This is a genomic window from Bariatricus sp. HCP28S3_F11 (assembly GCF_052065395.1).
Lineage (GTDB): Bacteria > Bacillota > Clostridia > Lachnospirales > Lachnospiraceae > Allocoprococcus.
Genome location: NZ_JBQHUC010000007.1, coordinates 26,975 through 41,539, shown reverse-complemented (window position 1 = coordinate 41,539; position 14,565 = coordinate 26,975). Strand labels below are relative to the sequence as shown.

At 46.2% G+C, this 14,565-nt stretch carries 12 protein-coding genes; 2 read left to right on the top strand and 10 right to left on the bottom strand.

Translation table 11 applies throughout. The features are described from left to right. Positions 1-21: 21 nt before the first annotated feature. Genes ACTNBR_RS05185 through ACTNBR_RS05170 form a run of 4 tightly spaced genes read right to left on the bottom strand, consistent with a single transcriptional unit; the run spans position 22 to position 4,783 of the window. Complete coding sequence (locus ACTNBR_RS05185; protein ID WP_427819067.1) at positions 22-1,575, bottom strand: ATP-binding protein; 1,554 nt, start codon at positions 1,573-1,575, stop codon at positions 22-24. Next, on the bottom strand, positions 1,565-2,890 hold the full coding sequence (locus tag ACTNBR_RS05180) for a vWA domain-containing protein (RefSeq protein WP_441016939.1): 1,326 nt from the start codon (positions 2,888-2,890) through the stop codon (positions 1,565-1,567). The genes ACTNBR_RS05185 and ACTNBR_RS05180 overlap by 11 nt, the downstream gene beginning before the upstream one ends. 27 nt (positions 2,891-2,917) lie before the next feature. After that, positions 2,918-3,916, bottom strand: a complete 999-nt coding sequence (locus tag ACTNBR_RS05175) for a leucine-rich repeat protein (RefSeq protein ID WP_427805498.1) — start codon at positions 3,914-3,916, stop codon at positions 2,918-2,920. Between the two features lie 36 nt (positions 3,917-3,952). Further along, positions 3,953-4,783: a hypothetical protein gene (locus ACTNBR_RS05170; protein ID WP_427805497.1), complete on the bottom strand. Its 831-nt coding sequence runs from the start codon at positions 4,781-4,783 to the stop codon at positions 3,953-3,955. A 259-nt stretch (positions 4,784-5,042) separates the two neighbouring features. Here ACTNBR_RS05170 and ACTNBR_RS05165 point away from each other — a divergent pair, with 259 nt between their 5' ends. Beyond that, positions 5,043-5,480, top strand: a complete 438-nt coding sequence (locus tag ACTNBR_RS05165) for an RrF2 family transcriptional regulator (protein ID WP_427805496.1) — start codon at positions 5,043-5,045, stop codon at positions 5,478-5,480. Positions 5,481-5,511: 31 nt separating this feature from the next. Here ACTNBR_RS05165 and ACTNBR_RS05160 read toward each other — a convergent pair whose 3' ends face one another. The 3 genes from ACTNBR_RS05160 to ACTNBR_RS05150 all read right to left on the bottom strand — a co-directional run bounded on the left by ACTNBR_RS05160 (position 5,512) and on the right by ACTNBR_RS05150 (position 9,839). Next, a complete protein-coding gene (locus ACTNBR_RS05160; protein ID WP_427805495.1) occupies positions 5,512-6,006 on the bottom strand; it encodes a 3-isopropylmalate dehydratase small subunit in 495 nt (164 codons plus the stop codon). Next, positions 6,006-7,280, bottom strand: coding sequence for a 3-isopropylmalate dehydratase large subunit (gene leuC, locus ACTNBR_RS05155; RefSeq protein WP_427805494.1), 1,275 nt, complete (start codon positions 7,278-7,280; stop codon positions 6,006-6,008). The genes ACTNBR_RS05160 and leuC overlap by 1 nt, the downstream gene beginning before the upstream one ends. 228 nt (positions 7,281-7,508) lie before the next feature. Then, entirely contained in the window at positions 7,509-9,839 is a 2,331-nt protein-coding gene (locus ACTNBR_RS05150) for a VaFE repeat-containing surface-anchored protein (protein WP_427805493.1), read from the bottom strand. 256 nt (positions 9,840-10,095) lie between these two features. On the opposite strand from ACTNBR_RS05150, the gene ACTNBR_RS05145 reads away from it, so the two are divergent. Then, positions 10,096-11,082: a putative ABC transporter permease gene (locus ACTNBR_RS05145; protein WP_427805492.1), complete on the top strand. Its 987-nt coding sequence runs from the start codon at positions 10,096-10,098 to the stop codon at positions 11,080-11,082. Positions 11,083-11,190: 108 nt separating this feature from the next. On the opposite strand, the gene ACTNBR_RS05140 is transcribed toward ACTNBR_RS05145, so the two are convergent. From ACTNBR_RS05140 to ACTNBR_RS05130, 3 genes are all read right to left on the bottom strand, one after another. Then, positions 11,191-12,024, bottom strand: a complete 834-nt coding sequence (locus ACTNBR_RS05140; RefSeq protein ID WP_427819070.1) for a PHP domain-containing protein — start codon at positions 12,022-12,024, stop codon at positions 11,191-11,193. A gap of 29 nt (positions 12,025-12,053) precedes the next feature. Beyond that, on the bottom strand, positions 12,054-12,770 hold the full coding sequence (locus ACTNBR_RS05135; RefSeq protein ID WP_441016942.1) for a hypothetical protein: 717 nt from the start codon (positions 12,768-12,770) through the stop codon (positions 12,054-12,056). A 639-nt stretch (positions 12,771-13,409) separates the two neighbouring features. Continuing rightward, positions 13,410-14,420 carry a SurA N-terminal domain-containing protein gene (locus ACTNBR_RS05130; protein WP_427805489.1) on the bottom strand — a complete coding sequence of 337 codons (1,011 nt, stop codon included), beginning with the start codon at positions 14,418-14,420 and terminating at the stop codon, positions 13,410-13,412. Between the last annotated feature and the right edge of the window lie 145 nt (positions 14,421-14,565).

The following is a 14,565-nucleotide window of genomic DNA, read 5'->3' as shown; positions in this document are numbered from 1 at the left end:
CCATCCTCTCGGATTTTCCGCTTACCGGATCCCTCGTTCCATACTCTCTTCCGCCTCGTCCATCTGCTTCAGGATCTCCTGGTGCCGTTCATCGAACAGCAGTCCCTTATTGTATTTATAATACAATCCGCAGTCATTCTCTTTCAGGAACCAGATGCTGTAGTAATTCGTATTCAGCTCCGTCACGAATACGACCATCTCCTGACTCTCTCCGAATGCTTTTTCCAGGAATTCAAACGCATGCTCCAGCATTTCCATCGTATGGTCGACCATTTCCTCCCGCTTTTCGGTCTCATCTGCAAAAAGCTCCCGGATCTGTTCAAACGCTTCATTGCCGGCCAGATGCTCTTCTTTGGCATAATTCCAGTAGCCTTCCAGTGTATCCACCACTTTTGCCATGCACCGCTCCCCGTCCCGGTCAAGCTTCTCAGCCTTTTTCTGATCTTCGAATTCCTTTTTCGCCCGAAAATAGATCGTCTTGATGATTCCTCCGCTTGCATAGAGTTCTTCTGACATTCCTTCTTTCTCCACTTCACGGATCAAAGCACGATATTTCTTCAGCCATTCATACAGGGCAGATACATAGCGATCCATTTCATAGGTGTCTTTAAAAGCGCCCGCCAATCTTCCGGAAAGAAGGTTCACCACACTCAGTTTTTCATCAAACGCAGCAACTTTCAGCTTCTCCAGCGTATCCTCCCCATAGGTTCCTTCCAGAATCTTTTCAATTCCGTAATCCTTCCGATATTTCACATAGAGTTCCAGATAATTTGCGAAATCTTTTGCAATCTTCCAGTGCTGGATATACTGATGCACGACTTCCCGGTCCACCTTTTTTCCCAGTCTTTCATACACCTGGATCAGTCGGGAGAGATCCTCCCATCCCCTGGCAGTTGCAAACATTCTCCCGTCCACCGTCGTCTCCATCCGGTAGAAGTTCTCCCGCCTTGCATCCAGATAGGAGATGACCGCCGGATGCACGCTCACCTGATAGGCGTATTCTTTCCAGACATCAAAATTCTCTTCCACATCGATTTTCTTGATACGGTCCAGGGTCACCACATCAAATTCACGTACCGATTTATTATACTCAGGCGGGTTGCCCGCCGCAACGATGATCCATCCCTCCGGGACTTTCTGATTTCCGAATGTCTTGCACTGCAGGAACTGCAGCATCGTTGGCGCCAGGGTCTCAGAGACACAGTTGATCTCATCAATGAAAAGAATTCCCTCTTTGTGTCCGGTAACTTCCATTTTGTCATACACCGACGCGATGATCTCGCTCATCGTATACTCCGTCACCGAATATTCTTTCCCTCCGTACTGTTTTTTCTGAATAAACGGCAGCCCCACTGCGCTCTGGCGGGTATGATGGGTGATCGTATACGCCACCAGGCCGATCCCGCACTCTCTTGCCACCTGCTCCATGATCTGTGTCTTTCCGATTCCCGGAGGCCCCATCAGAAGGATCGGCCGCTGATGAATAGCGGGGATCATGTATTTTCCACATTCATCCTTTACTAAATACGCTTCGATCGCGTCCTTGATTTCCTGTTTTGCTCGCTTAATGTCCATAGTTTTCCAATTCGTCCTCCTCAATCGTAAGCTTCATCGCCCACGGCGGAACCTCCACCTCAAGGCCTTCCCTTTCCATAAACACAAATGCAGTCTCATAGGGCGGCATCTGTTTCGGAAAGATACCCTGCCCGTCTGTAAAATAGATCACACCCTTCAGCCTAGCAAACTGATGATTTTCTATCATACGGTTGATATACTCAAATGCCGGCCTGAAATCCGTACCGCCTTCTCCGACCAGGTCCAGATGCTCCATGTACTCCCGCAGTTCCTCTTTATTCGTGATCTTCTGATCCGTCTGCACCTGCTCATCACACTGGAGAATATGGATATTGACTTTCCGGAAGAAGCTGTCGTTCTCACTTAAGATTCCATACGTCTCCTCCAGAAATTTTTTCACCAGTTCTCCGGAACAGGACATGGACGTATCGATCACGATCACAAAATCCTCGATCTTACTGACTTCTTTCCACTCCTGCGGCTCAATCAGCGGCATATTTCCGTACAATCGCAGCCCATAGCTGTAAAATCCATAATCAAAGGAATCCTCATCAATGGTCATCTCTTCCTTCAGCACGGCAAATTTTCTGAGAAATTTCCGGTAATCATACCGCTCCTTGTTCTCCACCCGGATCTGTTCCAGAAAATGGCCCGTTCCACCGGCAGTCTCCTGCGAAAATGTTTCCATCTCCGTCTGCATCTGTTCACTGATATCTTTCCATCTCTGATTCAGCTCACTATTTCTGTTCTTCTCCTCATCCTCAGCCCAGTATTTATGATCATCAACGGTAAATTCCGCCTGAAGACGAAGCATCTCTCTCTCTGAAAGCTCCCATCGCATCAGACTTCCGTAAACCTTCTCCGCCGTCAGCACCTTCATCTCACCTTGCATCTTCCGGTAGGTTTCCTGCCTGAGCCATGACTTGGCACGCCGGATATTCCGTGTGTTCCACCCGTCAATGATGGATTCCGTCACGATGTCACAAGCCAGATTCCACCACAGCTTCTCCCTGCCCTTCCGCGTAATCATATGACGGAAAATGCAGTGCATCACGGCATGCAGATAAGCCCGGTTTACATCCAGCCTGTTTTTCCGGTAGAGTCCTCCGAGCTCTCCCGGATGAAAATACAGATTCCACCCGTCTGTGGCAACAAGCGATACCGAAAAATCCTGTACATACGCCAGGGAAGACAATGCCACATCTAGGAATCGCATCTGCAGATACAGTTCATTTCTTGAAAGCGCCAGGATCCGGCGGCCGATCTGCTCCAGCTGGTCTTCCTGCTTCGTATTCTCTTCCAAATTGAGTTCCATATTCTTCCGCTTCTTTCCTTCTGCATTCTATAGAACGAATTTCTTCTTTCTTACCGGAAATCTCCGGTGTCTCTCATCCATCAGGATACTTAAGACTTCCGTCTGTCCGGTCCGGGATGCCAGATCAATCGCCCGCTCCAGCACATCCCTTTCAAAATACTCCATCCGACAGATAAATTCCACGATCTCCACCGGTGAACCGAGCGCATAATTCTCATGATCGTCAAGTTTTTTCAGACAATCCTTTATCAGATTCGTCAGATGTTCCCGGATATAAGTTTCATACCGCCTGCGTGCGGCATCCTCAAGTTTCACCGGATACATCAGTCTTGCAAGTGCGACCTGGACCGTAACCGCCTCATCATCCCGCACACCGGAAAGTGCGAACATTCTGTCGTATTTCAGGTAATCCAGCTCCCGGCGGTAGAAACATTCCCTGTATTCTCCACCCGAGCCGTAATAATGAGTCTCCACGATCCTTGCAGGCGTATTCTCCACAGCGTCCATGTAATGTTCCGGAAAAATGATCTTCGTGAACCGTTCTTCTTTTCCTTTTCCATAAACCAGAGTCGCCACGATCTCATAGCGGATCTCTGTCAGAATCTCCTTCAGACAGGACCGCTCTCCCTCATAAAAATCAATTTGAACATTCGACAGACGGCATCCGGTGAACACACCGCTTCCCATCCTCACGATCTCGTCTGTTCCGTGAAAGACTTTCATATTCATGCAGCCGTAAAATGCATAATTACCGATCACCTTCACCGTAGGTGGAAGATGGATCTCCAGAAGATTGGCTCCGCATCTGAGCGGCAGATCCTGCATCTGGAATTCTTCCGCTCTGCTGTCCTCTTCAAAGAACTCCACATCTTCATCTTCCACCTGTTTGTGATTGGAAAATGCATAGGATGCAATGGAATTTATTCTATATTTTCCAACATTTTCCGGAACTTTGACAACCTCCGATTCGCTCCACACACGAACCAGCTCCGCTCCGTCTTCTTTTCTTCTGAATGCAATTCTCATGTCGTCTGTCTCTCTCTTTCAGGTTACAATTGCACCTTATTTTTCTTTGCCCACATTCCGTGTCTCATACTTCAGATCACGCACCAGATAAGGCTGTCCATTTTCCTCAACCTCCATCTTCCAGAGCTTTTTTTCTTCTTCCAGCAGGACTTTGCCATATTTCTTATATAAATAGGTGGTCTCATGATAGTTGGCACCGCATTCGATCATGCACCAGCCCTCCTCCATCTCACAGAGGATCCATGAACACTCTTTCTTCGTTTTAAATATGAAATTCTTTGTAATCTGGAAATTCCTGCCCCATTCATAATGAACGATCTTGTCTCCCAGCCTGTATGCAGCCTCACTGAAACTGTAAAGCTCATGCGCCTCATGGAGCAAATGCTCCGGCCGCGGATTCAAACGAATCCGGCTTGCCGCATTAAAATTCTCATCCAACTGCAATGCACAGTTTAAGAACGGGGTAAATAAATACTGGGTCGCCTCATTGTACGGCATCGCCACGCATTCAATCTTACCGTCCATTTCATAATAGATCAGATATCTGCAGTCCAACACATACCGCAGTTCCCGCACAGCCAGGATATCCCTGCATGGAATACATATCTCCTTTACCTCTCCGTCTTTCTTCGGAAAAAGAAGCATAATCTGTCCGTCAAATCTTGCCGCCAGATATTCAAAGGCTCCCCGCTCATATCCCTTGGCCGGTACCCATACCATCGCCTCCAGTGGCATTCCTTGTTCTTTCCACTTGGAAAGGTGCGGCAGATAGCACTCCCGCACCTCGTCCCATTCCCATATTCTTTTCGGCCACTCCTGAAGTGTTGCGCCGAAATCCACTACATTTCCGTTTCTCCCTTTTTTCATTCTGATCCACCTTCCACCGTATTCTGACAGACTTCGCCATCTGACGCTCTGTCCTGCCGAGCCCAATTAAACACATATAACTATTATATACGTTCTCCTTATTCTTGTAAATACAGTTGCAATATGCTTTTTTCATTTGAATACCTAGTAAATACGTGGTATTATGTTAATATATAGGATGCCATGATTCCCATGGTTTTTCCCGTATAGAACGGGTTATCTGGAGCACGACATCAGAAATAAAGACGAGGTGAACACTATGAAAATCTCAACCAAAGGACGCTATGCACTCCGGCTTCTCCTTGATCTGGCACAGCACCGGAACTGCGGATTTGTTGCATTAAAAGATATTGCCAAACGTCAGGATATCTCCAAAAAATATCTGGAACAGATCGTTCCCATGCTGAACCGTGCCGGATTTCTGCTCACCGGCCGCGGTTATCAGGGGGGATATGAGCTGGCGAAAGAACCTTCTTCCATCACTGTGGGAGACATTCTTCGCGTCACCGAAGGCAGCCTGGCACCGATCTCCTGTCTCGAGCAGGAACCGAATATGTGCCCGCGCTGCGGCGAATGTCTCACCCTTCCGATGTGGCAGGGACTTTACAAAACGGTCAACGAATATCTGGACAGCGTAACGCTGCAGGATATTCTAGATCAACAGACGACCCTCTATGGCAATGATTATGTCATATAAGAAAAAAAGGTCCCGCGGGACCTTTTTTCAATTACTGATTCTTTTTTGCATTTGTATAATTCACAAGTCCGCCTGCCGCGATCAGCTTCTGCATAAATTCCGGGAACGGCTGTCCCTGGAACTCGGTTCCTTTCGTACGGTTATAGATCTTGCCGGAGTCAAAATCCACTTCCACTTCATCGCCTGCCTCAATGTTTCTTGCCGCTTCCGGGCACTCAATGATCGGAAGCCCGATATTGATCGCATTGCGGTAGAAAATCCTCGCAAAGGTCTCTGCGATCACACAGCTTACCCCTGCCGTCTTCAGGCAAAGCGGTGCATGCTCTCTCGAAGAGCCACATCCAAAATTCTTATTTGCCACGATCAGATCGCCCGGCTGTACTCTCTCCACAAAAGTCGGATCAATATCTACCATCGCATGCGTCGCAAGCTCTTTCGCGTCATAGGAATTCAGATATCTCGCCGGAATGATTACATCCGTATCTACATTATCACCATATTTAAATACATGTCCTTTTGCGTTCATTATTTGTCACCTACTTTCTCCGGATTTGCAATATACCCTGCAATTGCACTTGCTGCTGCCACTTCCGGTGACGCCAGATAAATCAGAGAATCCACATGTCCCATACGTCCGACAAAGTTTCTGTTCGTAGTTGAAACACATTTTTCCCCTGCAGCCATAACTCCCATATGGCCTCCCATACAAGGACCGCAGCTCGGTGTGTTCACAGCGCAACCAGCATCAATAAAAATGTCGATCAGTCCTTCCTTGATACACTGCTTATAAACCGCCTGTGTAGCCGGAACTACCATCACGCGCACATCCGGATGAACAGTATGTCCTTTCAGGATCGCAGCAGCTTTTCTCATATCGGAAATTCTTCCGTTGGTGCAGGATCCGATCACCACCTGGTTGATCACGATCGGTTCCATCGCTTCGATCTCATCGATGGTCTTCGCATTGCCCGGAAGATGCGGGAACGCAACCGTCGGGCGGACTTCAGAAAGATCCACAACAACAACTTCATCATACTCGGCATCCTCATCCGGTGCGTAAATCTTATATTCTTTATCTGTATGTTCTTTCAGATACGCTTCCGTCTGTTCATCAACCATAAAGATTCCGTTCTTTGCTCCGGCCTCAATTGCCATATTCGCCATCGTGAAACGGTCATCCATTGTCAGGTACTTCAGGCCGTCACCCATGAATTCCATGGATTTATACAGTGCTCCGTCCACCCCGATTCTGCCGATGATATGAAGGATCACATCTTTACCGGTCACATACGGTCCCGGTTTGCCGGTCAGCTCAAACTTGATTGCTGACGGAACTTTGAACCAGAGTTCTCCGGTCGCCATACCTGTTGAAATATCTGTGGTTCCCACACCCGTTGAAAATGCTCCGAGTGCTCCGTATGTACAGGTGTGTGAATCTGCCCCGATAATACACTCACCGGCAGCAACGATACCATATTCTGGAAGGATCGCATGCTCCACACCACATTTGCCCTGTACCAGATACCATTTCAATCCCTGCTCCTTTGCGAAATCCTGAATCGCTTTGGAGTTCTCTGCTGACTTGATATCCTTATTCGGTGTAAAGTGATCCGGTACCAGAACCACCTTGTCTTTGTCAAATACTTTATCTGCCATCTGTCTGAAAATCGGCAGCGCCATAGGACCTGTGATATCATTCGCCATCACGACATCCAGCTTTGCTTCAATGAGCTGTCCCGCCACAACCAAGTCCAGTCCTGCATGGTCCGCAAGAATCTTCTGCGTCATCGTCATTCCCATGATTAAATTCCTCCTTGGATCATTTATTAAGTTGAATCTTCAAGTACGCCTCGGCGTACTTGCTGCGAGGTGCGCGTCATGCTTTGCATGACACAATACATCTGCGCACCTCTGCAATCCGCCGGAGGCTTAATCTTGGAAGAAGATTTGACTCCCACCAAGACTAGCTTACCGCAACTCGCCACCTATGGAGGTGGGAGTCTCATCTTTATTTCAAGATGAAATTACTTACTTTCTCCGTGATATTCTAACACATTTCAACACTACAGCGCAAGAAAGAAGCGCACAAAGGATAAGAACTATCAAGTTTGCCGAATCACCGGTCGCAACCGATGTTGTTTTCACTGGGAGCTGCGGCTTTCCCAGCTGCATATCTTCTGGTTTTTGCGGTATTTCGGGTTTTTCCGGTTCCTCCGGAATTTCCGGCTCTTCCTCAAAATGAACAGACTGTCCTTCATCTCCCAGATTGGTATGGTCAGCAACCAATTTTCCCTCGCAATATAAATACTCAAACACGACCGTCGTTTTCCCTCCCAATCCGGACGCATTAAATACAAAGCGCATTTCTTCGCTTCCCTCTTCTTTCTCCGGCGCAAATGTCGCTTCAGCCGTAACCAGCTCTTCTCCGATTTTCAGTTCTTCCCCACTTTCGGCGTCCATCAGAATACCTTTCAGTGTATATTCCTTCCCGGGAGTAAGGTTCTTCCATGACACCGTATCAATCAGCACCATTTCCTCCCTCGGTTTAGCCTCATGAGTGCGGGTTTCTTCGTCAAGTGCCGTTGTCGCGATCTCCGGAACCGGTCTTTTATCATTCGTAAGCGTTCCCAGATTCACGGTATGAGCATCTCTCGTGATCTCCACCTCAAAAGGCGGCAGTAAAATCCTGTCACTGTTATTCTCACACTCCAGTTCTTCGATGCAATACGTGTCATATGGGAGCGCGCCTTTCTTATCATCGGATTTCCCTTCGCCAAACCAGATTCCATCCTCTGCAGACTCTCCCCGGTTCGTATTTACCGTATGACGGTTCCATTTTGACGCCGTAGACGCATAACCGTTTTTGTCGGTAATGATGACATGTGCTTCTTGCGTGGTCTTAGATGTGATCCGGAAAGGAATTCCAGAGAGGCGTTCCATTGTGCTGTCAGCCACCTTGATCAGCTCCAGATCTCCCCGCACGATCTCCTCCGGAACAATGGTTTCCTGATAGACATGCAATGCAGCCTCCGATGCACTTTCTTCTTCCGGCTGAATCGCCTGAGCAAAAACCACATCTGTCTTCCGGTAACCCTCCGGAGCCTTCGTCTCTCGGATCGTAACTGTACCGACAGGCAGAACGCCTGCTCCATTTACCAGATAAAGCGCATCACCTCCGACCTGATATGCTCCGGTCATCTTCACTTTACCCTGTGCGTCCGTCCTGAATACCCATGTCCGAAGCGGCGAATGTCCCTCTTTTGCAGGATCTTCCTGCGATATCATATCATAATACTGCACTGTAAATTCTGCGTCTTCCAGGCTTCCGCTTCCTTGTGGTTTTCCGCTTCCGCTCTCTTTGTCCTTCTTTTCCAGCAGCCATTCGATCGGATTGTAAAAAGGAGCATCTTCACAGGTATAATAGACTGTCTCACCTGCTTTTACGGTGATCGTTTGCGACTCCGGGTTACAGGTATACCCCTGCGGAGCTTTCGTTTCTCTGATATCATAGCTCCCTTCCTGCAGAGCATCGGCCTTCCCGTAGCCCCTTTCATCAGTCGTGATCACCGCCGCCACATTTTCTGTTCCTTGATAAAATAGCGTAAATTCTGCCCCGGCAAGTGAATAGCAGGAATTCCCTTCCACCAATCCGGCATCCGAAGAGGATTTCTTCACTTCCAGACCGCCTGTATGTGAAATCTTAAATAAATATACGGTAGATTCGCATTTGGGCTCCAGCACCGAAATCTGATTCCCTCGCTGGGGATGCGTCGAAGAATGCCAGAACTTATTATCTTTCCCGTTATTTCCCCAGAAAAATCCGATATGACAGTCCGCATCCTCCGATTCCCAGGAGCGCGGTTCAAAATAGATCACATCCCCTTTCTGGGCCTTTCCGCCCGCCAGCAGCTCTTCAACGGTATCATAATGATAATACTCCACGGCATTTTCCGTGATCCAGTGATACCAGTTGCTTGCATTCACCTTGCCGCCCCGGTATCCACGGTTCGCGATCCCCGAAAGATCCGCTCCGCATTTTTCCAGAACATACGCCACAAAACCGGTACAGTTCATACCGCCATTTCCACCATTTGCTCCGTTCGGCCGCATACAGTTTCCCGGTGTTAACGGGGAACCGGTATAGGGTGTGCCAAGGTAATAACCGTCGTTCTCGTGTGCCTGGAGCTCCGTAAGAACTGCTCCCGGAGCCACTCCGAGCTTTTCATCCAGCTTTACAATTGTATCTGTTGAATTTCCTGTCGCTTTGACTTCGCAGATCTTCTGACTGCTTCCGGTCAGACAAAGAGCGGTAAGTACCGCTGTGATGGCATACTGCCATCTTCTTGATTTGATAAACATATTTGTATTCTCCTTCCTGCCCATCCGGCACGAAAAAGAGATACATAAGACGAGTACCCATATCATAAGATACGGGTACCCAAAAGTCAATTATTAGACTTCTTATTTTTTTCTTAAAGTCCGAATCTTCCTATCACCTCACATCATCCTATTAATACATTTTAGCCTTTTCTTTACAGAATCCTCCTTTACATCTCCCCCATAATTGCGTTATAATAGTAATTCATACAAATTAAATAGTTAGGAGCAAACTGAAATGACGGAATTATATTTTATCGCTTTGTACTTTTTCGTCTATGGCTTTCTTGGCTGGTGTACGGAAGTCGCTTTTGCCGCCTGGAAAGAGCATCGATTTGTAAACCGCGGATTTCTGAATGGCCCAATTTGTCCGGTCTACGGTATCGGAGTCACACTGGTCGTCCATTTTCTTAGTCCTTACAGATCCAATCTCATCATTCTCTATATAACCAGTACGATTCTCGTAACCGCACTCGAATGGCTGACCGGGTTCATTCTGGAGAGGGTCTTTCATAACAAATGGTGGGATTATTCGAATATGCCGCTTAATCTCAATGGCTATGTATGCCTCTTGTTTTCTCTTATATGGGGCGTTGCCTGTGTTTTGATCGTGGATTTCATCCATCCGGTTATTCACAAACTGTTGCTCTATATTCCTGTTATCGTCGGAGTGATCATTCTGATCATACTGGGGATCGGCATGTTTGCAGACCTTTATGTGACTGCTTCCGGCATCTTGAAGATGAACAAACGTCTTGCGGCTATGCAGGAGATTGCTGATGAGCTTCATGAAATATCAGACAAAATTGGAGAAAATATTTACAAAAATACGATCGCAGCGATGGAAACCCAGGATGCGATCAAGGATTCTGTTACGGAGAAGCAGGAAGAACTCAAAGATTCTTTTACTGCAAAACAGGAGGAATTCAAAGATTCCCTTGCAGCAAAACAGATGGAATTCAAAGATTCTTTTGCTTTAAAGCAGGAAGAGATTCTGGGCAATCTCACAGAGCGCCGCGAAGAGATTTCCGAAACATTGGATACGGTTTCAGACGAATTGAAAGAACGTATTGCATCCTTGCGTAAGCATTACAGTGAACTTGGTGAGGACTTTACCGGTATTCAGAAACGTCTTCTAAAAGCGTTCCCGAAAATGGAAAACAAAAAATACAGTGAATCCTTAGACGATCTGCGCGAGAAACTGAATTCTCTGCGCAAACGCTAGATGACCTGCAGTTCCGAATCAGATTTTCATTTATACATAAAAGTCCGTATCATCAGCATTGATTTTCTATCAGAAACGATGCCGGTGATACGGACTTTTATTATTCAATTAATGGTCTCTTTTAATTCGTTTCAGATATGGGATCTCAATCGGATCAATCGGATCGATCGGCTGCTCATCCTGAATCTTATTCTTGCGTTTGTGCATCTTTAGAAGTGCTCCTCCACGGTTGTAGAACCAGAATGAATACACCAAAAGCTTATTCGCTTTACCGATCTTGTCCTTCGTGGTCTTTGTGTAAAAGTCACCAACCGCCTTGATCGGTTCCCGGTTCCGGATCTGCATAATCAGATCCAGCTCCGTCTTGATTGGATGTGGAAACTCCGTATATGCCATTCCCACACAATCCAGCTTGTGCGCATCGCTTCCCCCCGTTCCGGGTTTGTTGTATTTTTCCGCCAGCAGTTTCGCGCCGGCATTGGATTCGGGCGGTTCACACGCGTTAAATGTTTCAACAAAGTCAAATTTCTCCAGAAGTTCCGGCGACGTCTGCCATTTCTTTGTATTGGTAAAGCTTAAATACTTTTCTCCACAAGGATGTGCCGGACCGCAGATTCCACCGTGATGATGCACAAAATCAATGAGTAGGGAAAGCGGAAGTCCGCGCATTTCCAGAAGCCGCATCTTAACGCCTTGAGGCATGATGATCAGAATATGCCCCGCTTCCAGCGTATCATATTCAATTCCTTTTAACACAACGAAATCATTATACTTTTTCCCTTTGAAAGTGTTCTTCCAGTACCGGTAACCATTATACGTATCATGATCGGTCACCAGCATACCATCAATTCCCTTTTCCTTCAGCTTTAAAATATACTTCTCCAAACTGACTTTACTGTCAATCGACCCTTCCCGTACATGACAATGCATATCGATCTTCATGAGCACATCACCAGACTTTCTTTAAAATTTTATTCCTCGTACTCGTCTTCGTCTTCCTCCTCATCATCGAGATCCAGAATGGAACGTGCACGATCAATCTCCGATTCAATCGAAATCTCTTCTTTCACCTGTCTGGAATGCCGCGCTTCTCTTCTTCCGATTTCCCGGGACTTCATCATAAATTGTACGATAAGTCCGATGGCGATACCGGCCGCACAGATTCCCAGTGTAATGTAAGGATTCTTAATTCCGACCATCTGCGCAACTGCATTTCCAAGCCCCATTCCCCCGCTCAGTGATGTCACAATGATAACAAGTGGTTCAAACCAGATCATTGTCAGGACTGCAATAATAATTCCGGCAACTCCTGTGACAACCAGCATTGTAAAATTCTGCATCTGGAACATACCTACAACCTCCAGAGCCACGCTCAGGCAAAGCAGAAATGCTCCAAACTTCTTGAACACTGCTGACATGATCGTCAGAATCAGTGCTGCCGCCGCAACAATGGCGAGACCGATCTTCAGATCGGTCTGGATCAGATATGCCACCAGAATTCCAAGTACAGCTCCAACAGCCAGTCCGCAAATCGCGTTCACAAATCTGACCAGCTTCAGTCCGAACAGACATACAATCAATCCGATAACTGCCGAAATAACCAGAGCTGGAAAGGGTATCTCTATCCCATTCTGTACGACTGCATTCATCTGGGTAATGATCTCATTTATCATTGGTTCATTAAACATAAAACAAGTCCTCCTATATCATTATTTACGTTCTCCCACCGGATTATTATATCACACAAGCAGACATAATCGCAACTATTTCACTGTTTTAACACAAACTCAATATTAACCCTCATTACAATTTAAACATATTAAAGAGGAGTATCAACCTTCGTATTTTGATACTCCTCTTTAATTCACTTCATCTGTCATTATTATTTACCTTTCTGGTGGTCTGTACCTTCCTTTCTTAGATTCCCGTTTTTGAAATTATGTTTTCGGTGGTCTGTACCTCCATTCTTCAATTTAAAAAGATAGCGTCCGAAACCTTTTTATCTGTTTTTATTACCTCATCTATCTTTTATGTCTATATAATAACTCGTTGCACCCAATTTGTCAATACATTTTTAATATGTATTTGTATTTTTACAAAATTATATATTATATCATAAATTTTTCCAAACTCTTAGAGTGGAATTGATGAATAATCCGTAAGAACAGTAGCTTATTATGGATTTTGAAAAGGTAATTGCAAGATTGTAAAAAGGAATTTACACAATCCCCCGTAAATTCAGAAAGCTTGCCACCATTCAAAACAAAAAATGCCAGACCAAAACACAACAGTTCAGCCTTACGGCTGAACTGCTACAATTCCACATTCTATTCGTCTGTATCTTTAATTGTCACGCCCCGTTTTACAAAACTGATCTTGTCCCATACATTTTTGTGAACCTTCACACCGTCTGCTTCTTTCCATTCTTCGCAGAGCTTATCAAACTGCTCTTCTTTCCGTTCGGAAACGATGGATTCTTTTTTTGCATCCGTTGCGTCCCGGTCGAGGAGACTGGTCAGCTTTGCAACAAAATATCCGCTGGTATCTTCGACCACAGGAGTAACCTCGCCTTCCTTCAGTGAATCTGCCGCAACCACAAGCAGTTGAGACGGTGATGTAGTTGATGTATCAAAAGTCAGAGTCGATGCTGTATATCCAGCCTCCTCTGCATAAGCTGCAAAATCCTCCGCGTTCACCGCTCCCTCCCGGAATGCCTCAACCGTTTCTTTCAGTTCTGCCTTTTCATCTTCTGAAAGCTGGGTTGAATTTCCATCGTCGTCTGTCTTGGTAAATGAGAAATATACATACTGCATACTCTTCTGTGCAGCCTCTTCATCGGACACTTCGGTATCCACATCGGCAGTCATTGCTTCATGCATTTTTTCCTGAATGGTAACAAGCTCCAGGAATTTCTTCACAGTTTCTTCATCTCCGGAAACCATATCCTTATCTTCAAGATTGTTCGATTCAGTAAAGCTCTTCGCCGCTTTCTCTATAGCCTCATTCTCCTCATCCGTCAAGGAAACACCATAGTCATCCTTATGTGCATCCAGTATATACATAGTTTCAAGTGACTCCAGAACGCCTTTCTTCACACTTTCTTCATAGGTCTTACCCTCTTCTGCCTCACCAGACCACATATCCTCTCCTAAAAAGCTTGCATAATACGTCTCATATTGTGCCTGCTGATATCTCGCATAGAAATTCGCCACATCTGCCGTGATCTTCGCATCTCCAACCTCTGCAACTACTTCACTTCCATCTAATTTACCGCAGCCTGCTACTGTAGCTGCCACCAGGGCAGATGCAAGTACAAGCGTCAATACTCTCTTCTTCATCTGAACTATTTCCTCCTTAACCGTATCCTGCCGTTCTCCCGAGCAGAATCGTCGTGCATATTTATATAGTATACCGTGTTTTTCCTTAGCTGGCAATCCTTTTCACGAAAATTTGACATCCGTTATTTGACATCCGGCTATATGA

Bases quoted from the DNA above. Each gene is read 5' to 3' on its own strand.
- ACTNBR_RS05185 (WP_427819067.1), bottom strand. From the start codon at position 1,575: ATGGACATTAAGCGAGCAAAACAGGAAATCAAGGACGCGATCGAAGCG.
- ACTNBR_RS05180 (WP_441016939.1), bottom strand. From the start codon at position 2,890: ATGGAACTCAATTTGGAAGAGAATACGAAGCAGGAAGACCAGCTGGAG.
- ACTNBR_RS05175 (WP_427805498.1), bottom strand. From the start codon at position 3,916: ATGAGAATTGCATTCAGAAGAAAAGAAGACGGAGCGGAGCTGGTTCGT.
- ACTNBR_RS05170 (WP_427805497.1), bottom strand. From the start codon at position 4,783: ATGAAAAAAGGGAGAAACGGAAATGTAGTGGATTTCGGCGCAACACTT.
- ACTNBR_RS05165 (WP_427805496.1), top strand. From the start codon at position 5,043: ATGAAAATCTCAACCAAAGGACGCTATGCACTCCGGCTTCTCCTTGAT.
- ACTNBR_RS05160 (WP_427805495.1), bottom strand. From the start codon at position 6,006: ATGAACGCAAAAGGACATGTATTTAAATATGGTGATAATGTAGATACG.
- leuC (WP_427805494.1), bottom strand. From the start codon at position 7,280: ATGGGAATGACGATGACGCAGAAGATTCTTGCGGACCATGCAGGACTG.
- ACTNBR_RS05150 (WP_427805493.1), bottom strand. From the start codon at position 9,839: ATGTTTATCAAATCAAGAAGATGGCAGTATGCCATCACAGCGGTACTT.
- ACTNBR_RS05145 (WP_427805492.1), top strand. From the start codon at position 10,096: ATGACGGAATTATATTTTATCGCTTTGTACTTTTTCGTCTATGGCTTT.
- ACTNBR_RS05140 (WP_427819070.1), bottom strand. From the start codon at position 12,024: ATGAAGATCGATATGCATTGTCATGTACGGGAAGGGTCGATTGACAGT.
- ACTNBR_RS05135 (WP_441016942.1), bottom strand. From the start codon at position 12,770: ATGTTTAATGAACCAATGATAAATGAGATCATTACCCAGATGAATGCA.
- ACTNBR_RS05130 (WP_427805489.1), bottom strand. From the start codon at position 14,420: ATGAAGAAGAGAGTATTGACGCTTGTACTTGCATCTGCCCTGGTGGCA.